Source organism: Paenibacillus cisolokensis (assembly GCF_018403665.1).
GTDB lineage: Bacteria > Bacillota > Bacilli > Paenibacillales > Paenibacillaceae > Paenibacillus_AH > Paenibacillus_AH cisolokensis.
In genome coordinates, this window is the sequence record NZ_BOVJ01000042.1 from 1 (window position 1) to 19,943 (window position 19,943).

Sequence of the window (19,943 nt, forward strand, 5' to 3'; positions counted from 1 at the left end):
CCGCATCGCGGGTACCAGCAGTGGGCGGCGCCAGTGATTTTGAAGATAAATGGAAAAAAAGGAGCTGGACGACATGAAAGACACGATCGAAAAAATCATTTCGCTCGGTTTGGGCATTGTAAGCGCGGGCAAGGAACAGATCGAGAAAACGGTTGATGAATTAGTGAAAAAAGGCGAGGTAAACCGAACCGAATCCAAAGCTTTGGTGGAGGAACTGATCCGGAAGGGAGAAGAGGCGCGGCAGCAAATCGAGGCGATGGCGAGGGAACGCGTAAACGCCATTCTGAGCGAAATGCGGTTGGCTACCCAGGAAGACATCGCACGGCTCGAACGGCGATTGGATGCTTTGGAACGGAAAGACCATACCGAGAACTGACGGGAGGAGACCGATGAGCGCCGGAAAACGGATTCGACAGCTGCAGCGGTACCGGACGATCGCCTCGGCTTTTGCGCGCAACGGGCTCGGATACGTCTTTCATGAAATGGGACTGACCGAGAAGTTTCCGTTTATTCGGAGCGAAGAACTTGGCGAGCGGATTCGTCTGCTGCTGGAGGAATTGGGTCCGACCTTTATCAAGTTGGGGCAAATCGCCAGCACGCGTCCCGACTTGATTCCGCCCTCTATCTTGTCGGAACTGGAGCGTCTCCAGGACAACGTGCCTGCGTTCTCTTATCGGGAAGCATCCCGAATCATTGAACAGGAACTGGGGGAGCCCATCGAAAATCTGTTTCTGCAGTTTTCTGAAACTCCCCTTGCGGCTGCCTCCATCGGGCAGGTCTATCGCGCCGTATTAAAGGATGGAACCGCTGTCGCCGTCAAAGTGCAGCGCCCGGATATTCAAGCGCTGATCGAAACCGATCTGGACATTCTGACCGATTGGGCAAGATTGGCTGAAAATCGATTGGAGTGGGCGCGAAACTACCGGCTCCGCGACATTGTGGACGAACTCGGAAAAGCGCTGCGCGCGGAATTGGACTATATGACCGAAGCGCGGAATGCCGAAAGGTTCGCGCACCAATGCAAAACATGGAAACATGTCCGCGTGCCGACGGTTTATTGGGATTACTGCACAAGACGAGTATTGACTATGGGATACATAGAAGGGATTAAGCTATCCGACCAGGAACAGCTTGATCGGGCCGGACTGGATCGCAGATTGCTAGCGGAGCGTTTTGCCGCGACCATCTTTCATCAGGTTCTGATCGAAGGTTTCTTCCACGGCGATCCTCACCCGGGCAATGTGCTGGCGCTTCAGGACGGCAGCCTTGTCTTGCTGGACTTTGGCATGGTGGGGCGGTTGACGCCCGAGATGAAGAAGCATTTTGCGTCGTTTGTCATCGCCTTGCGGAATCAAAGCTCCAAAGGGGTGATCCGTGCCATTTCCAATATGGGCGTTGTCCCGGAAGATATGAACAAAGAATTGCTGTATGCAGATGTAGACGAAATGCGCGAAAAATATTATAAGGTGCCGTTAAACCAGGTCAGTTTGGGAGAAGCCGTCCAGGATTTGTTTTCCGTGGCGTTCCGCCACCGGATTCGAATTCCGACGGAATTGACTTTGCTCGGGAAATCGCTTTTGACGATGGAGGGGGTGGTGTCGGCATTGGATCCGACATTCAGCGTCTTCGATGTGGCCGAGCCGTTTGGGAAGAAGCTTTTTTTGGAACGGTTGAGTCCCATCCAAATGCTGAAGACATGGATGGAGGATGTACCTGAATATATGGATCTGTTGCGAGAAGTCCCGTTAGGCTTGAAGCAATTGTCTTCGCTGATGCGGAAAGGACAGGTGCGAGTAGAAGTTGAGGTTCCTCAGCTGGAAGCCTTGATGAAAAATGGATCGCATCAGCAATCGGCTGTCGTTCAGCATTGTGCTGCTATCGCTCAGCATCGTCATGGTCGGCCTGATTATCGGCGCCGCCCTGAGCGATTCGCAAACCTTCATATGGCGGATTCCTGTCATCGAGATCGGTTTTGTCATCGCCCTGCTCTTATTTATGTGCTCATCTTCGCCATCTTTCGTTCCGGCCGTTTTTAGCCGGGCTGCATCACCTGAATATTTTTTTGAATAGTTTTTGGGTTTTTGTGATTAATCGAACCACCCTTTGCGGCGAAACCATACATACATGCCGAAACCTATGCTGAACATGACTCCAAGAACGGTAAAATACCCCCAGTTCCACTTCAACTCCGGCATATACTCAAAATTCATTCCGTATATTCCGGCAATAAACGTGAGCGGCATAAATATCGTCGTAATTACCGTCAGCGTCTTCATAATGGCATTCATCCGATTTGAATTGATTGAAATATAACTGTCTCGCATATCGGCGGTCATCTCCCGGTTGGATTCGATCATTTCCGAAAGCTTCAGCAAATGATCGTAAATGTCCGTGAAGTAAGCCAAATGTTCTTTAACGCCTTCAATACGTTCTGAATTCAGGATACGGTATAACAGATCCCGCATCGGCAAAATCGTTTTGCGCAGCTTCAGCAGTTTGGCCCGTATTTCAAAAATGTCGTCCATCAGAGCCTGGATCGATTTGCGTGCGCTTTCCGATTCGGAAAGCTGGTCTTCAAGCTGATAAACGGCAGGGAAGTATTGATCCACTAATTTGTCCATCACCAGGTAGGCGGCGTAAAGCTGCCCTTTTTCCCGCAAGTCGGTCTGTCCGGTTATCCGCTTCCAGGCCTCGTCGATTTCGCTGGATGGCTGCAAATGAAAGGTGACGACAAAGTTTTTCCCCAGGAACAAATCCACTTCTTCCGCATCTAGCGTGATTGGATTGATCGCATGGAGTACAAAAAATGAACGTCATCGTAATGGTCCAATTTTGGACGCTGCAGCAGGTGAAAGCAATCTTCAATGGCCAGCGGATGAAAATGAAAATGCCGTTCCAACAACATCGCTTCTTCTTCCGTCGGTTCGTTGAAATCAACCCAATACCACTGAATATCAGGTCGGCTCAATTGCTGCAATGGCAAGTCGTTTGCAATTGTACCGTCTTTATGGATCGCCATAATCCGAAGCAAATTCAAAACCCCTTATCCCAAAAGTTGCATATCGTTTGACTCCTTGCAGACGTTATTCATTATACCTTAAACGGCATTGAATTACAGAATACCGGGCCATTTTGCTGTCATGCGCACGAGCCGATTGTTTGTATCCGCAGTCCTAAGTAGCATGATGTTTCCAGTCCCCGCCTTATGGATAAGGCGGGGATTTTTTGATGCCCGGACGGTTAAATAAAAAGGATTGAAATAGAAAATGTTAGCAATTATAATGAAGGAGAACAAATTTCCACCCTAAATCAAGTTTTAGGGAGAAATTTTCCACACAAAAGGAGGCGAAGAATAGTGGTATGGAAGAAAGGGCTAAACCTATTTCTGCTCCTTTGTATGACGGTCTCTTTCTTATCAGGAAATGTAAGCGCTCAACAGGAAATATCAGCGGTTTCAAAAACGGCGGATGAAGGGGAAGAAGGGGTCAACCTCGCCTATGGCAAACAAGTCGCGATTTCACAGCCGGACGCCGTATTCGACCAGATTCAGGGAATCGGCTTGTATGGAAGCGAATCGCCTTTGAACCAGGCATGGAAGCTGACCGACGGAAAGTACGGAGATGTAACCAACTGGGCCAACACTGCCGATTGGTTTGTGTTATATCGGAAGCTGAAGCGCGAGGTCGTCATTGATTTGGAACAAGTCAGCACCATCAACAAAATATCTACCGGCTTCGGGATGCGCGGGGATGTCGGCATCGCGCCGCCGATCAATGTTCGTTTTTATGTATCCAATGACGGGAGCGATTATCGGTACTTGGGCAAGTCGGAGCCGGATACGCCTTTTTACTTCGAATACACAAACGGCAGCAACGATATGCACCGTAAAGTGTATGCCATTGACCGGACGGTTGACGGACAGCCGCTTAACGTCCAGGGACGGTTTGTCAAGCTGGTATTTGCCATCAACATTTTTGGTTGGATGGATGAAATCGAAGTGATCGGCAAGCCAGGCGTAGTCGATGGAGCCGAGCTTCCGCCGCAGCGGGACGACGGGTTTACATACGATCAGTACGCTGCTCCGGGCGCCGCTTCTTCGGCGGAAATTCGGGACCAATTTCTTTGGTATTCGGGGCCGATGAGCGCGTCAAACAGCCATTTTACGGATTGGACGAAAGAGAAGGCCGCCGCTTTTCTCGCCTACAAAGATATTTATGGCCGTATTCGCGATTGGTTCTTCAGCGACATTCTGGCTATTCCGGTTACGCAAATGATCACGCCGTCCGGGTTTGACCAGGCGGGCAATGCGCGGTATGTGACCAAAGAAGACCTGCTTGCCTATCTCGACTTCATCTTTCAGGAGGATACGCAGCTCGGGGCGATCGATCAGGCCGCTTCGGAAATTAACCGGACGCTGCGAACGAATCAAAAGGTGCGCGTCAATATGGCCATTCCATTTATCGAAGAAAGCTCCAACTTCGGCGACATTTATAACGATGGCAGCACCTTGCCTTTAAGGGCGATCGACTTTGCCGATCAAGTCGACGATCCTGCCAGCTATGAAGGGCGGCTGGAAATGGCGCGGCTTGCTTTCGAGAATAAAAAAGCGGCCGTCCGCTGGTATATCGAGGAGGTGGAACGGCGCTTCCAAGAGGCGGGCTATCGCAATCTCGTCCTGAACAGCTTCTATTGGTATCATGAGCGGATTATGGAGCCGACCGGTGAAGCGGAGCTCATTCAAGCGACTTCCCAATACTTGAAGGACAAAGGATACTACTTTACCTGGATACCTTATATCGGACCCGGTTCAGCTTATTTGTGGCGCGATCTCGGTTTTACGACCGCATCCGTTCAGCCCAATTTTGCGTTTAGCAACTCGAAAAAGGCCATTTTTCCCGCCATATCCGACCTGGCAAGGCGAACGGGAGGGGCGCTTGAAATCGAGTACGACGACTACCGCACACTCTCGCAATATTTGAATTATGGCGTTTTCGAAGGCTATATGACCGGGGCGCACAATACTTACTATCTGGCGGCCATGCCGATCGTGGACGGGGCCTACGCCTTTACGCCCTTGGATCCCACGAAGGTTCCCGACTCGCTATCCGCAATCCGAAGGGGGGTGTACGATCAAATTTACAACTATGTAAAAGGGCGGTATGAACCGACTTTTGGTATGCATCAGTCTGTCGACTTGTCGGACCCGGCCGATCTGAAAGTTACCGTTAAGCTGCCGCTTGCGGATCATGTTGTGGAAGGCGAATTTACGCTTCATTATGATCAGGACCATGTAACGTTTTCGCGATTCAGTCTTCCTGCCGCGCTGCAAGGAAAAGGGACGTTTCAAGTGGACGACAGCAGAAAGGGGCGGTTGAAAGTCAGCTTCCGGATCGATCATCCTGATCATGCCATTTTTGCCGACCTGTTGGAACGGCGCAATCCGCTGGCCGGCGCTCCGGATCTGATTACGCTTCATTTTGTCAAACGGGATGCCCGGGACGACGCCGCCTTGACATCAAGGATGTTCGCAATCGACGACAGCGCCGTCATGAAGGGGAAGAACGGGACGGTTTACCGGTTGTGGAGCGACAGCGACATCATTCCGGGTTCTCCGGAGGATCAGCTTGTCAGCGCATTCCTGGCTGTGAAGAAGGCGGAAGAGACGAAAATGAGAGCAGATATTACCTATGCGAGAGTGCTCGTCGCCAGATTGCCTCATAGTCCGGTCCGATCGGAGCTGACGGATCGGTTGAACGAATTGAACCGGAATCATCAATCCTGAATGGGGAAATAGTTTATAAAGAATGCGGGGGCTGGGAAATGAGTATGAAGGCATCGAAATGGTGGTTCGTATGTCTTGCGGTTGTCCTTGTGTTTAGTCTGGCTGCGTGCTCCGGCAGTAAAACGGGGAATTCGGAACAGGGAACCAATACGCCGGAAACCGGCTCGACCCCTCCGGCTGAAAATCAAACGTCCGGCGAAGAAAATGAGCCGGCTGAAGACGACCAAAAGCAGTTGACACTCGAATGGCTGACCTATCAATACGGACCCGTGGATGAAAATGCCGCAGTCAAGAAAAAACTGGAAGAGATGTTCAATGTAAAGTTCAACATTTGGTATATCGATGTGACCAAGCGTGAGGAATTGCTCGGCGCCAAGTTGTCGGCAGGGGAAATTCCGGATCTGATGACCGTTTATTCTTCAGCGGATCTGGTGAAATTTTTGGACCAGGGCATTATTACAGGTTATACCGAGGAAGAGCTGAACCAATATATGCCCAATTATAAAAAGCTTGTAGACAAATATGATCCGAATATTTGGAAATATGCCAAATTCGGAGACCAATACATCGGCATACCGAGCATCGCGGATGGCGGCGCGAGTTTGGCGACCGCATGGCGAAAAGACTGGCTGGAAAATGTCGGCATCGACAAAATACCGGTAACGTTGGAGGAAACGGAAGAGGCGCTTTATAAATTCCGCAACGAAGACCCGGACAAAAACGGCAAGAAAGATACGTACGGCATGTCGGTCAGCGGGATGACGAATGTATACGGAGCCTACGGCGTCTATCCGGAGTTTTGGACCGTTCGCGACGGCAAGATGGTTTGGAGCGGTATTTTGCCGGAAACGAAGCAGGCGCTTGCCAAGCTGGCTCAATGGAAAAAGGACGATATTATAACGCCGGAATGGGTCGTCGGCGAAAATCAGGGTGGATATTGGGCGGTCTCTCACGATTTCGTCAACGGCAAAATCGGCTATTCCACTCATGGCATGAACTATCACTGGAATCCGGATTTGACCAAAGAGACTGGCGGAGCGCCTGGCGATAATGTCAAATTGACGCTTGAAGTGAACCCTGACGCCAAAATCGGCTACGGTCAGCCGCCGATCGGACCCGACGGGAAGTTCGGCAATATTACGCCCGATTTCGTCGGCACGACCTATATGGCATTCGGCGCGAACGCCGATCCGGAGAAGAAACATCGCATCATGAAAATCTGGGACGCCCTTTACGGCGATTTCGATTTATGGCTGGCGGTCAAGTGGGGAGAAGAAGGCGTCCACTGGGAGCACGGCCCGGACGGGGTATCCGTTATACGCACGGAGGCGTACAGTCAGAATGATGCGCAGGCGAAGGATGGCTTGAACATTACCTTTGTCCCCTTCGATCAGCCCGATTTCCGCTATCAACTGACGAATCCGAGAAGCCTGGAAGTGCGCGACGAATTGTTCGTCTGGGAAGGGGCCGGCTACAGCGATGCCAAAAAACGGCGCTGCCTTCGGAATCGAAGTATATGAGCAATTTGATCGCTTTGCAGAAAGACACGTTCACCGCCATCATCAACGGGGAGAAGCCGCTTGATGAATTCGACAAATTCGTGGAGGAATGGAAGAAAAACGGCGGGGAACAGTTGACGGCCGAAGCGAACGAATGGTATGCGCAAATCCAGTAACAGCAACAAAAGCGGTCAGTTGCACGTCCGATTGACCGCTTTTCCCCTAAGGAGTGAACAGCTTGGAAACTGTTGAAATCAGCTTGGAGCCGAAAACGCAGAGCGCATTCCGGAGATGGGCCCGTTCCTATTGGAAGCATCGTTATTTGCTCTCCATTCTCTTTCTGTGCCTGCTCTATTTTTGCTGTTTAAATATGTGCCCATGTACGGCGTCATTCTGGCATTCAAGGATTATCGCTTTATAGACGGCATATTCGGAAGTCCTTGGGCGGGATGGGAGAACTTTCGGACTCTCGTGGAAGGAAGGGATTTTCCCCGGGCATTCCGGAATACGGTGATCATCAGTCTATACAAGCTCATATTCGGTTTTCCCGCGCCGATTATTCTGGCCCTCTTGCTGAATGAACTGCGAGTCATTTTGTTTAAAAGAATCGTGCAGACGCTTAGCTATTTGCCGCATTTTTTGTCGTGGGTCGTCCTGGCCGGCGTGTTTATGGAATTGTTTTCGCCTACGCGCGGGATCGTGAATTATATCATTACCGCCATGGGCGGAGAAGCGATCTTCTTTTTCGGAGACAAAGACTGGTTCCGAACTTTGCTCGTTTCAACGGATGTGTGGAAATCGGTAGGCTGGGGTTCCATTATCTACTTGGCCGCCTTGTCAAGCGTGGATACTTCGTTGTACGAAGCGGCCGTTGTGGACGGAGCGAACCGCTGGAAGCAGATGGTTCACATCACGCTGCCCGCCTTGATTCCGGTTACGACCATTATGTTCATTTTTGCTGTCGGGGGCGTTATTACCGACGATTTCGACCAGGTATTCAATTTTTACAACCCGGCCGTTTACGAGGTTGCGGATGTTCTGAGCACCTATACGTATCGGGTCGGGATATCCGAGATGGAGTACGGCTTGGCCACCGCGTCGGGCTTGTTTACCAATGTGATCGCGCTGATTCTCATCGTATCCGCCAATTTTATTGTCAGACGCTATAGCGAATATGGGATTTGGTAGGAGGGTGGCAGCATGTCGCTAACGGCAGGGAAACCGTCTGCGGGCGAAAGAATATTCGACATTTTCAATGTGTTGTTTTTGACGGCGTTTGCGGTTACGACAGTGTATCCGTTTATTAACGTGCTCGTCGTGTCTTTCAGCACGCCCGCAGCCGCCAACGTATACGGAATCAAGCTGTGGCCCAAGGATATAACGCTTGAAGCTTACAGGTCCGTTTTCGCGAATGAATATATCTGGATCGGATATGCCAATACCCTTTTCCGGACGGTGATCGGGACGTTCCTGAATGTCGCGTTTACCGTATTATGCGCCTATCCGCTCGCGAAGAAATATTTGCCGAACCGGGACCTGTACACGCTCATTATTATTTTCACGATGTTTTTCAGCGGCGGTCTCATTCCCAATTATCTTCTGATCAAGGAGCTGGGGCTGCTGAACAGCCGTTGGTCGCTCATTTTGCCGGGGCTGATCGCTCCCTTTACGATGATTATTGTAAGAAATTATTTTATGTCTCTGCCGTCTGAGGTCGAGGAATCGGCTAAAATAGATGGTGCCAACGATATCCGGATTTTGACTTCCATCGTGCTGCCGGTGTCGCTGCCGATCGTGGCGACGATTTCCCTCTGGTATGCCGTCTCGCATTGGAACGCATGGTTCGATTCGCTCCTGTACATTACCGATCCGGAGAAAACGGTTCTTGGCAATGTTCTGCGTAAAATCGTCATTGAAGGCTCTTCGCAGTTTCAAAATTTCGAGACAGCTCGGCCCGGCGAAGGCAATACGGTCACACCCGACATTATAAAGGCGGCAACGATCATGGTGGCGACGATTCCGATCTTGTGCGTATATCCCTTTATTCAAAAATATTTTGTCAAAGGCATCATGATCGGTTCCCTGAAAGGATAAAGAGAGAGGTGTTAGGCAGCATGTCGATCAAGGAAGAAACCGTAGCTGTACCGAAAAGCGGGCTTTACTTTACGGGCAAGGACGTCCAGCAGGCCAGGCGCAACATCGAAATATACCCATGGGCCCGCGAGAAATATGAGGCGCTGAGAAGGGCTTGCGACGAACATTTGCAACTGTCTGACGAGCATCTGTATCGCGTAGTCCTCGGGATGAAAGATGCGACATTTGCCTACGGCATTTCAGGCTGTCCGAAATGCGGGCAACCTTTTCCGCTGGAGCTGGAAGACCAGCTCGGCATGTTTTCGTCCATATCCGAGTGGCCCCGAAAACCGTGACTTGCCCGCATTGCGGCACTGTATTTCCGAATGAAGAGTATCCGGATGACGGAAACGGATTGGAGCGGGACGGGAAAGCTTATTATTTGATCGGGATGTGGAATTTTTATCACGCCGGTCTGCTCTTCGGCGGCGTGCGCAATCATGAAGGGCTGGTCACCAAGCTGGTTGCCATGTATATGCTGACCGGAGATGCCCGATACGCGAAGCGGGCGTTGTTGCTGCTGGACGCCTTTTCCGCCATTTTTCCGGGAACTTTGGGTCCGAGAGATTTCACGCCTTTCGGCAGCGATTTTGAAATCGGAAGACTGCATTTGTTAACGAGCATTGTACATCGTGTGAAGGTATGGCTGGCTCACGACTATGACTGGCTGCACCGGTTGCCGGAGCTGGACGGACCGTCCCCCGCGCTGAGGCAATTGGGCCGTGAAGGCACGATCAGGCAAAATATCGAGACGATGCTGAATGACTATATGCTGACCGAGCCTGGAGGGCCCTATTACGATTTGACCGATGGCAATTTGACCAATCTGCAAAATCATGAAGCGGACGGCGTGCGCGCTATGCTTGCGGTGGGCCTCGTATCCGACAGGGAAGATTACTGCAAGTGGGGGACCGATTCACTTACGGCGTATTTTTATAATGCCATCGGGCGGGACGGCATGTATTTTGAAAGCTCTTACGGGTATTCATTGTTTACGGCATCCGTCTATTTGGATCTTGCCTTGCTATCCATGCGTGCGGCGGAGCTTTATAACTGGGACATTGCGCATCCTTTCGCGAACGCCCGTTTTTCCGTTTTGCCGTCGAAAATCCGCTCGATATGCTGTGCGAAGGCCATATGCCAAGCTACGGCGATTGGGGGGCGGACAGAAGGATCGGCAAAGATCCGGATGTGAAGCTTTGTCTGGACGTATACCGTTCCGCCCAGTTTTTTACCGGTATTCGCCCGATGAAGTGATACGGATGAAGGCCGGTGAGACGCTTCGTCTGCTTTATCCCATCGTCGAAAGCAAGCTCGGAGAGCGCAGTTCGGAATTGTTTTTACCTCATAACGGCGTGCACAGTCCGTCCGGCTCGTGCCTGGATAAAAAAGGCATTTTACTGTGATGGGTCAATCCGGCGTGTCCATCATTCGCAGCTCCGGCGATACGACGGCGCTGATGCGGTTTGGCCGCAACAATACGCACGGGCATGATGACGTGTTGGCTTATTCCTATTATGCCGGCGGCAAGGAAATATCGGCCGATATCGGGTACAGCGTTTACGGTACGAATGCGCATTACGGCTGGGCGTCCAAGTCGATTGCTCACAATACCGTCGTTGTCAATCAGGACGAAGGCATGAAAAAAACCAATTGTTCAAGATTTTTCCGGCGGCGAGTTAACGCTGCTGTATTCGTCCGAAACGGTTGCGGCGATGGAAGGGGACGCTACCGAATTATACGGAGAATGCGGAGTCGAGCAATACCGGCGCATGATCGGACTTGTCGATAACGAACGCGGCGGACATTATGTCATCGATTTTTTCCGTGTGGAAGGGGCGCGAGTGACCGATTATGCCTTTCATGCGTTTCAAAGCAGCAGCACACTTGAGCTCCGTCATGCACAGCCGTCCCCGCGCAAACATTGGACGCTCGCCGGAGTGGATTCGCCTGACAAGCTGTATTTTGACGAACCGGGCAAGAGTCTGGGAGAACGGCTGATGACCGGAGAAACCTTTGTCCCGCTGCTTCCCGGAGAAGAGCCGAGGCTCTGGACACCCGAACGAAATAACGGGTACGGCTTTATTTACAATGTGCAGGAGTACTTGCCCGATCAGGAACTGGTTTATGCGGTCTGGAACTCGGAACAGCAGGAAAGGTTGCACTGGTTTGGTCTGTGCGGCGGGGGAGACCGCATATTTACAGGATTATGCCCCGATCTGGAAGGGGGACGCAAGCATGCGATATTGGTGCACCGCAGCTCCCGTCCGATCACACAGTATGCCGTTGTCACATGTCTCCAGCACGATGCGCGGCAGCGGATGCCCGTCGAGGGAGTCGCCAGTCTTTCCGCGGAAGGCCGGCATGCAACGGCGCTCGCGGTTTCGCTTCCGGAAGGGTATACGGACTACTGGTTGTACAGTCCGTCGACACAGACGATGAAGCTGCTCGTTCAGGGTCAGGAATGGACGGTAACCGGCAGATGCGCCCTGCTTCGTCTGGATCGTGAGGGCCGAGTCGTCAGAGCGGACTGCATCCAGGCGCAATCGATGTCGTACGGCGATTACCAATTGTATGGAAGAGAGGATAAATGGCTGACGATCGATCAGATCGACGAACAGTCCGGAACCGTCTGGGTACCCGAACGGCCGCCTCTGAAAGGAGATACGCCGAGATTCGTTCGTTTGCGTTCTCCGCACAAAGGCGCTTCTGTCGTTTATCGCGTGAACAGCATGCATGTCTTCGGCAACCGGACGGCCATTCAATTAACCGATTCGCTTATTTTGTCCAAAGGAATTGTGCGTTCCGTCACGGACCATGAGATGGAAACTTTATATCCTTTGCCGCTCGGCGTTGCGGAGAAGGGCAAATCCCCTTTTGCCGGAAAACGGATTGTCGGCCAGCGAGGGGGACTAGGCACCATTGTCGGAGTTCCGGAGCTGAAAAAGCTGCAAATTCAGGTGATTCGGCCTTTTACTGCAGGAGAAGCATTCGATATCGTCGATTTGGAACCGGGTTATGAGTTGCAATGGCTTTAATGGGCTGGACGGAATGACAAGGCAGTATAGATTATCCCATACCATTCAATATTGATATAATGGAAAGTAAATCATATTGAGCGAGGTATAGGGATGAAGAATAAGGCCGTCTTCCATCAATCTTTGCCGCTTATGTTAGAAAGCATATATCCCTCCCTGACCAATTCGGAGCAGAGAGTGGCGCGGACCGTATTGGACGATTTGGAAGGAGCGCTGTTTTATACGATAACGGACCTGGCGGAAAAAGCGAATGTAGGCGAAACGACCGTCATCCGATTATGCCGCAAACTCGGATTCAAAGGGTATCAGGAATTCAAGCTTGCCGTCGTGCAGAACATCTCATCGCCAACGAAACAGATACACGATGAAATTCAGGAAGATGACAGCTTGATTCAAATTGCGGAGAAGCTCGGCAATATCAATACCCAGACGATTCAGAACACAACCGCGCTGCTGGATGAAGAACGTTTGCAGCGAACGATCGACGAATTGGTCAACGCGAGAAAAATCTATTTCTTCGGTGTCGGTTCCTCGGGCATAACCGTGGAAAGCGCCAAGTATCGTTTTATGAGAATGGGGTTCAATGTGGAGGCGGCGACGGACGCCCACATTATTGCCATGAACGCCGCGGTAGCGGGGAAGGGGGATGTGGTGGTCGGCATCTCGGTGTCCGGAAGCACCAAAGATTTGGTCGATGCGGTCCGAATCGCCAAACAGGGCGGCGCCACGATCATTTGTTTGACCCATTATGCGAGATCGCCGATTACGCAATATGCGGACGTGGTGCTGCTCGGTTCGTCCCGGGAAAATCCGCTCCAGGGAGGAGCGTTTTCATCCAAGATGGCGCAAATCCACATCCTCGATATTATTTGCACGGCTTTATCGATACAGCATCGCGACAAAGTTTACAATATGCTGCAAAAAACCGCGAGATCCGTATCGGACAAGCTTTATTGACCGCGGGCACAAGCGGCCGGGACAGGACTTCCGCAAGCCGGGAAGTGTATCCCGGCCGCTGGTTTTCAGCCAAACTCAGGTTTCTGCAAAAGGCGCGCGATGCGGGCATCAAGATCGTATGAGATCGGCAAGGCCGTCACGATGCTGGAAGGGGATGATCTGACCCTGATCGCTTCCGGCGAGACGGTCTGATATATTAATAGTTTTATAATATGTGAAACAATATATCATACTTATATAATTTTAGTAGAAACTATGGATTTTTGAGGAGGGAGAATACAAGAACGTGTCTGAGCGGTTCTGTGAGGAGTTTTAACGACGAATGGGTTTGAAGAAATTCTCTGAACGACATAATTTTTATTTTAGGAGGGAACAACATGGAAGTTTTTGCAAAATATTTAGCAGGTATCGATAACCCCGACCACCGCGACCGAACAGAGGAAATTTTGGCGTGGGTTGCTAATAAATTCCCGAATTTGGAACCGCAAATCAAGTGGAATACGCCAATGTTTTCCGATCACGGCACATTTATTATCGGCTTTTCCACAGCGAAACATCATTTGAGCGTTTCACCCGAAGAAGTATGCATTGCGCACTTTGCCGATGACATTGTACAAGCTGGCTACAGCGCTACCAAAGGCTTGTTTCGAATTCCGTGGAATAAGCCGGTAAATTACGAATTGCTTGAGAAAATAATTGAATTTAATATTCAGGATAAAGCAGACTGTTCAACATTTTGGCGGAAATAAAAAATAGGATAGCTTAAGGGCGCGATTGTAGAGTAACAAAAAGCCCAATTTCTCAGTATTGTATTTGAGAAATTGGGCTTTTAATTATTGGCGTTTTCTAAGCGTTGTAAATCCCCCCCCCCGATGATTGCTGCATACATGAACGCTTTTTGGGTACAGTAACCATCAGAGGAAATCACTAACGTTTGGTTCGATCGAGGGGGATACGTTTTGGAGACGGTGGATTGGAGCCGCGGATTAACGGAAATGACACTGGCCTTTCATATTTTGTTTGCGACGGTCGGGGTGGGCGTTCCGGTATTCATTTCGCTGGCCGAATGGATAGGGATTCGTAAAAAGGATGCTCATTATTCGTTAATGGCCCGGAGATGGGCGCGCGGCTTCGTCATTACGGTGGCCGTAGGCGTCGTCACCGGAACTTGTATCGGCCTTCAGCTCAGTCTGTTGTGGCCGGAATTTATGCGGTTGGCCGGTAATGTGATCGGCTTGCCGCTGTTCATGGAGACGTTTGCGTTCTTCTTCGAGGCGATCTTCCTCGGCATATATCTCTATACCTGGAACCGATTTTCCAATCCGTATTATCACTGGCTGCTGACCCTTCCGATCATCATCGGCTCGTCCGCCTCCGCGCTGTTTATTACGACCGTCAATGCTTTTATGAATACGCCGCAAGGCTTTTCGCTCGAAAACGGGAGGCTGACGCATATCGACCCGATCGCAGCCATGTTCAATCCGGCGGCTCCGTCGAAGGTGGCGCATGTCCTGTCTTCCGCTTATTTGACGGCCGCTTTTCTATTGGCCATGATCGCCGCTTTCGCGTTGCTGAGAGGACGAAAGGACGAATATTACCGAAAATCGATTCGCCTGAATATGACAGCAGGCCTGATCCTGGCGGTCGTTACGATCGGAGTCGGGGATATGGCCGCCCGTTTTTGGCCGCGGAGCAGCCGGAGAAGCTTGCGGCAGCCGAGTGGCATTTTGAGACCGGCAGCAGAGCTCCGCTGGTCGTCGGAGGCCGGTTGGACCCGGATACGCAAGAGGTAACTGGGGCTATTGAAATTCCCTGGGCGCTCAGTCTGCTCGCAACCCACGATCCGGACGGGGTCGTCGTCGGCCTGAACGATATTCCGAGAGACGAGTGGCCTCCGCTGTATGTGCATTACTTGTTCGATGCGATGGTCGGCATCGGGTTTTATTTGCTGGCCGTTCCGGTCCTTTTTCTTGCGCTGCTAAGGCTGAAAAGGGGATATGCTTACCATCGCTGGCTGTTGGCCGGCATTTTGGCGGGAGGTCCGCTGTCCTTGCTCGCCATCGAACTTGGGTGGTTTTATGCCGAGGTTGGCAGACAGCCATGGATTTTGCGGGGATATTTGCGCGTGTTCGATGCGGCGACCACGAACGCGCATGTTGACATTGCTTTCTGGCTGTTTGCCGGCTTGTACGCCGTGCTCGGGATCGTTTGTCTATTCGTGCTGGTCCGTCTGTTTCGCAACAAACCGGCCGAACTGGAACTGGAAATGCGCCGCATCATCTTGTAAGGAGGAAGCCGGACATGTCGATCGAACAGCTTGGCATCACCATCCTTTGGAGCTTTCTGTACGGTTACTTGATCGTAGGTTCCATCGATTTCGGGGCGGGTTTCTACGCTTATTACAGTCGGGTGAGCGGTATGGAATCGATCATCGGGCCCGTCATTTCCAGGTACTTGTCCCCGGTCTGGGAAGTGACCAACGTGTTTCTCGTGTTTTTTATCGTCGGGATCGTCGGTTTCTTTCCGGAAACGGCTTATTATTATGGCACGGCGCTGCTCATTCCCGGCAGCATTGCGCTCATTTTGCTTGCCATTCGGGGATCGTTCTACGCATTTGCGAATTACGGGGCGAAAAATAATTCCTTCTACCTGTTCGCATACGGAGCTACCGGACTGCTCATTCCTGCCGCTTTATCCACGGTATTCACGATATCGGAGGGAGGTTTTTTGTCCGTTCGGGGTAGCCATGTCGTCTTGCTGCTGGAAGAGCTGTTTTTCAGCGCGTACTCCTGGGCGGTTGTGTTGCTTGCCATGTCCAGCGTGCTGTTTATCAGTTCGACGTTTTTGACGTATTACGCGGCCGCGCGGAAGATGCGAGAGCGCTCGAGCAGATGCGCCGCTTTGCCTTGTGGGGCGGCATTCCGACGATCATATCCAGCCTGTTCGTCTTCATTGCGCTGCGAAACCATAATCTGGAGCATTTTCAGCGCACGCTGGACGTATGGTGGATGTTCGGGTTGTCGCTCATCAGCTTTGCGATCGCCGTGTGGCTCATTTGGCGGCGAAAATATTTTGGTATCGCTTTTGTCATGGTGATGCTGCAGTTCGCCTTCGCTTTTTCGGTTACGGCATCTCCCACCTTCCTTATTTGCTGTACCCTTACTTGACGGTGTACGGCGGGGTGACGAATCCGGCAATGGGGCGCGCGCTGATCGCGGCATTTATTGCCGGGTTCATATTGCTCGTCCCGTCGCTCGTTCTGCTGCTCCGATTGTTTTTGTTCAATGCCCGGTATGTGAAGGGGGAACTGTCGTGAATGTGTTCGATCAACAGGACAAATGGCTGATGCGCCTTTGTTTCGGCATCGCGTTCCTGCTGTTCGTATCCATCGTAAGGTTAATATTGGAATGAAAAAAGAACAGGCAGCCAGGCGGCGAACGAAGCACCGGCTATGGCTTGCAAGCATGGCCCGTTGGCACGAGCATCCCGGTATAACCGAGCCGGTCCACCGCTTGCGCGATTTGCCGGAAGTAATGCAGATCCGTAATTTTGGCGCCTTTCGCAGTGCCCAGATATCTTCCGTCGCCCATCGTGGGCAAGTACCAGAACATTTCCATATCGCATCCTCCTAGTCGTTTGTCGTACGGCTGCCGGCAATGAGAGCTAGCAAATGCCGCCGCAAAGCGGTAAATTCCTTGTTGGCGCGCAGCTCGTCGAACGGCACGTCGAGTTGTTCGCGGAACAGCGGATTGGCAAAGTCCTGAACGATCCGTCCGGGACCCGGCTGCATGACCAGAATCCGGCGGCCAAGCAGCAGCGCTTCGTCCACATCATGCGTGATGAAGAAAATGCAGATGCGCGTTCGCTGCCAGATGCTGCGCAGGTGCAGCTGCATGGACTCCCGGGTGAGCGCGTCGAGCGCGCTGAAAGGTTCGTCCATCAGTACGATGCTGGGCTCCGCGGCTAATGTCCTCGCCAAGGCGGCGCGCTGCTTCATGCCGCCGGAGAGCTGATGCGGCAGCAGATCAGCCGCTTCCTCCAGGCCGACCAAGGCCAAATATTCGGCAACGATGCGTTTGCGCTCCTTGCGGGGAACGCCTGCCATCCGCAGACCGAACGCCACATTGCCGGCGATGGACAGCCACGGAAACAGGTTGGCGTGTTGGAAGACGACGCCGACATGCGGATCGGGCTTCGTATGAATCGAACCGTTGATCCGGACCGTGCCCTCGGTCGGTTCCAGATAGCCTGCAATAATGTTCACCAGGGAGGACTTGCCGCAGCCTGACGGTCCCAGCACGCAGACAAACTCGTCGGGCTTCAGGTCGAGGTCGATTCCTTGTCAATGCATTTTTTGATCCCCTGCTATCGAGCAGCATATCGAGTGTTTTGGGGCGGCTACTCGGGGCTTTAAGTCGGTGGGACGTCGTAGGGCAAGGAGCTTATGATTGACATTTTGAGGTGAGGCAAATGAGAAATGATAATGAAATCTTGTATAAAGAGGTGCAACTCTCCCAAAGTGGATATTGATGATCTTCTTGTTGCCCGCTCTTCTTTTTTGGGGGATCGCATATGTACAAATCGGATTAGGTAAGACAGTTGGAAATCAACCGATGTCAGATACAGGAGTTATGATTATGGCTTTGATATTTGGACTCCTAATACCAGCGCTATTCATATTTATGAAAGCTGGGATCGTCGTAACAAAACAAGAAGTGATCATAAGCTTACTTCCTATATTCAGGAAAAAAATCGCTTTGAAAATATTGAAGGCATCAAACAGATTAGGATAAAACCAATTCAAGACTTCGGTGGCTGGGGAATTCGCTGGAATGGAGAGAAATGGGCTTTGATATTAGATGGAGATGAAGGGATTGAAATACAAATAAATAATGCAAAACCATTTGTTATCAGCACCAGGAACGCCGGAAAGTTATTTCATGCTTTGAAGGAGAACTTAAAAACAAGTTGATGAAAGATTCGAAGAAGCTGGCATCATCTCACAAGAATGCCGGAAACTCTTGTACCACAAGGGTTTTCGGCATTTTCTCACTTCGCAAAGACAAGCCGTTAGGCTCAAAAACCGGATGCTCCTCACCCGATAAAGCATCCGTTTTTGCGTTTAATACACGTCGCGCCTATATCTTTTCCCTTTGTTCCGGGCCCCGGAACGGGAAGATCGTTCATTCCGGCCAGACCTTCCGGAGTCTGGCGTTGTGGCCGGGTCAGCCGTTTGTCCGTATAATAAGTAAGGATGACAAACACCGACAATAAACCGTCTCCAAAGCCAGCTGACAAGGAGGAGTAACAGAACGTGGAAATGAATGATGCCGCTGTCCGGAATAAGCCCAAAAGCAAAACTCAGGCGCTTCTGGAAGTATTCGCCGTATCCACGAAACTCGGTCTCACTTCATTCGGAGGGCCGATCGCTCATCTCGGTTATTTTCATGACGAATACATACGCCGCCGCAAATGGATGGACGAACGAAGCTATGCCGATCTGGTCGCGCTATGTCAATTTCTTCCCGGTCCTGCCAGCAGCCAGGTGGGGATCGGAATCGGCATCATTCGCGCCGGTCTGCTTGGCGGGCTGACCGCTTGGCTCGGATTTACACTGCCGTCGGTCATCGCGCTTGTTCTGTTCGCCTTTCTTTTGCAAGGTTTTGATATCGGCCATGCAGGATGGATTCACGGGCTCAAGATCGTCGCCGTGGCCATTGTCGCTCAGGCCGTTCTGGGCATGGGACAAAAATTGACTCCTGACCGCAACAGGGCGACAATCGCGATCGTTGCAGCGTCCGTTACCCTCTTGTGGCAGACCGCTTTCAGCCAGGTATTGCTTATTGTTCTCGCCGGTGCAGCCGGACTTCTGCTATACCGAAAAACGACTATACCGGAAACGCCGAACCTGTCTGTTCCGGTCAGCCGCAGCTTTGCTGTCGTCTGCTTGACGCTTTTCTTCGGACTTCTGATCGTATTGCCTCTGCTTCGACAATTCGGTGCCTTGGATTGGCTGGCCTTGTTCGACAGCTTTTATCGCGCAGGTTCCCTTGTGTTCGGAGGAGGGCACGTCGTTCTTCCGCTGCTCGAACGGGAAGTCGTGCCTACGGGGTGGATCAGCAAGGAGGACTTTTTAGCGGGTTACGGCGCGGCGCAAGCTGTGCCCGGACCGTTGTTCACCTTTGCCGGGTATTTAGGGGCGATGATCAGCGGTGTGAAAGGGGCTTTAATCGCGACAGCGGCTATTTTCCTGCCCGCTTTTCTGCTGATCACAGGCGCGCTGCCGTTCTGGAATGCCTTGCGGAAAAGCCCGAAAGTACAGGGGGCGCTGGTCGGGATCAACGCAGCGGTTGTCGGTATTTTGTTAGCCGCGCTTTATAACCCTCTATGGACGACGGCTATTCTGGCTCCGGCCGATTTTGCCCTCGTTTCGATTCTGTTTTTAATGCTCGTCTTTTGGAAGCTGCCGCCTTGGGTTGTCGTCATCACGGGTGCAATAGGGGGAACACTAATTGGTCTTATTTGAGTCAGATA

16 protein-coding genes and 5 pseudogenes are annotated in these 19,943 nt (G+C 51.5%); 18 read left to right on the top strand and 3 right to left on the bottom strand.

Annotated elements, in window-relative coordinates:
* Positions 1-73 precede the first annotated feature (73 nt).
* Positions 74-376 (top strand): phasin family protein, encoded by a 303-nt coding sequence (locus PACILC2_RS05840; RefSeq protein WP_213528075.1) that lies wholly within the window; start codon positions 74-76, stop codon positions 374-376.
* A gap of 13 nt (positions 377-389) precedes the next feature.
* Positions 390-2,036 (top strand): annotated as a pseudogene (locus PACILC2_RS05845) (ABC1 kinase family protein).
* Between the two features lie 51 nt (positions 2,037-2,087).
* Here the strand turns inward: PACILC2_RS05845 and corA are convergent.
* Positions 2,088-2,905, bottom strand: a pseudogene (gene corA / locus PACILC2_RS05850) (magnesium/cobalt transporter CorA).
* On the opposite strand from corA, the gene PACILC2_RS29200 reads away from it, so the two are divergent.
* From PACILC2_RS29200 to PACILC2_RS05915, 14 genes and pseudogenes are all read left to right on the top strand, one after another.
* A complete protein-coding gene (locus PACILC2_RS29200; RefSeq protein WP_372447059.1) occupies positions 2,807-3,070 on the top strand; it encodes a hypothetical protein in 264 nt (87 codons plus the stop codon). The pseudogene corA and the gene PACILC2_RS29200 overlap by 99 nt on opposite strands.
* Positions 3,071-3,355: 285 nt before the next feature.
* Complete coding sequence (locus tag PACILC2_RS05855; RefSeq protein WP_213528077.1) at positions 3,356-5,782, top strand: DUF4855 domain-containing protein; 2,427 nt, start codon at positions 3,356-3,358, stop codon at positions 5,780-5,782.
* 38 nt (positions 5,783-5,820) lie between these two features.
* Positions 5,821-7,302 (top strand): type 2 periplasmic-binding domain-containing protein, encoded by a 1,482-nt coding sequence (locus PACILC2_RS05860; RefSeq protein WP_213528079.1) that lies wholly within the window; start codon positions 5,821-5,823, stop codon positions 7,300-7,302.
* Positions 7,299-7,457 (top strand): hypothetical protein, encoded by a 159-nt coding sequence (locus tag PACILC2_RS05865; RefSeq protein ID WP_213528081.1) that lies wholly within the window; start codon positions 7,299-7,301, stop codon positions 7,455-7,457. The genes PACILC2_RS05860 and PACILC2_RS05865 overlap by 4 nt, the downstream gene beginning before the upstream one ends.
* A gap of 295 nt (positions 7,458-7,752) precedes the next feature.
* The gene (locus PACILC2_RS05870) at positions 7,753-8,469 is read left to right on the top strand and encodes an ABC transporter permease (RefSeq protein ID WP_244863259.1); all 717 of its coding nucleotides are present in this window, start codon (positions 7,753-7,755) and stop codon (positions 8,467-8,469) included.
* Between the two features lie 12 nt (positions 8,470-8,481).
* Complete coding sequence (locus PACILC2_RS05875; protein WP_213528085.1) at positions 8,482-9,375, top strand: carbohydrate ABC transporter permease; 894 nt, start codon at positions 8,482-8,484, stop codon at positions 9,373-9,375.
* A gap of 20 nt (positions 9,376-9,395) precedes the next feature.
* A complete protein-coding gene (locus tag PACILC2_RS05880) occupies positions 9,396-9,710 on the top strand; it encodes a hypothetical protein (RefSeq protein ID WP_213528087.1) in 315 nt (104 codons plus the stop codon).
* Positions 9,711-9,769: 59 nt separating this feature from the next.
* Positions 9,770-10,609: a hypothetical protein gene (locus tag PACILC2_RS05885; RefSeq protein WP_213528089.1), complete on the top strand. Its 840-nt coding sequence runs from the start codon at positions 9,770-9,772 to the stop codon at positions 10,607-10,609.
* Between the two features lie 207 nt (positions 10,610-10,816).
* On the top strand, positions 10,817-11,206 hold the full coding sequence (locus tag PACILC2_RS29205) for a heparinase II/III domain-containing protein (protein ID WP_213528091.1): 390 nt from the start codon (positions 10,817-10,819) through the stop codon (positions 11,204-11,206).
* Entirely contained in the window at positions 11,130-12,452 is a 1,323-nt protein-coding gene (locus PACILC2_RS05895) for a hypothetical protein (protein WP_213528162.1), read from the top strand. The genes PACILC2_RS29205 and PACILC2_RS05895 overlap by 77 nt, the downstream gene beginning before the upstream one ends.
* A 132-nt stretch (positions 12,453-12,584) precedes the next feature.
* Positions 12,585-13,409 carry a MurR/RpiR family transcriptional regulator gene (locus PACILC2_RS05900; protein WP_307860391.1) on the top strand — a complete coding sequence of 275 codons (825 nt, stop codon included), beginning with the start codon at positions 12,585-12,587 and terminating at the stop codon, positions 13,407-13,409.
* Between the two features lie 377 nt (positions 13,410-13,786).
* Complete coding sequence (locus tag PACILC2_RS05905; protein ID WP_213528093.1) at positions 13,787-14,158, top strand: iron chaperone; 372 nt, start codon at positions 13,787-13,789, stop codon at positions 14,156-14,158.
* Between the two features lie 246 nt (positions 14,159-14,404).
* Positions 14,405-15,696, top strand: a pseudogene (locus tag PACILC2_RS05910) (cytochrome ubiquinol oxidase subunit I).
* A 14-nt stretch (positions 15,697-15,710) separates the two neighbouring features.
* Positions 15,711-16,725 (top strand): annotated as a pseudogene (locus PACILC2_RS05915) (cytochrome d ubiquinol oxidase subunit II).
* A 139-nt stretch (positions 16,726-16,864) separates the two neighbouring features.
* On the opposite strand, the pseudogene PACILC2_RS05920 reads toward PACILC2_RS05915, so the two are convergent.
* Both PACILC2_RS05920 and PACILC2_RS05925 read right to left on the bottom strand, forming a co-directional pair.
* Positions 16,865-17,026 (bottom strand): annotated as a pseudogene (locus PACILC2_RS05920) (alkanesulfonate monooxygenase); the annotation flags it as partial.
* An 11-nt stretch (positions 17,027-17,037) separates the two neighbouring features.
* Positions 17,038-17,745 (bottom strand): ABC transporter ATP-binding protein, encoded by a 708-nt coding sequence (locus tag PACILC2_RS05925; protein ID WP_213528145.1) that lies wholly within the window; start codon positions 17,743-17,745, stop codon positions 17,038-17,040.
* Positions 17,746-17,938: 193 nt separating this feature from the next.
* On the opposite strand from PACILC2_RS05925, the gene PACILC2_RS29210 reads away from it, so the two are divergent.
* On the top strand, positions 17,939-18,202 hold the full coding sequence (locus PACILC2_RS29210; RefSeq protein WP_372447057.1) for a DUF6141 family protein: 264 nt from the start codon (positions 17,939-17,941) through the stop codon (positions 18,200-18,202).
* Between the two features lie 527 nt (positions 18,203-18,729).
* Positions 18,730-19,935, top strand: a complete 1,206-nt coding sequence (locus PACILC2_RS05930; protein ID WP_213528147.1) for a chromate transporter — start codon at positions 18,730-18,732, stop codon at positions 19,933-19,935.
* Positions 19,936-19,943: the final 8 nt, after the last annotated feature.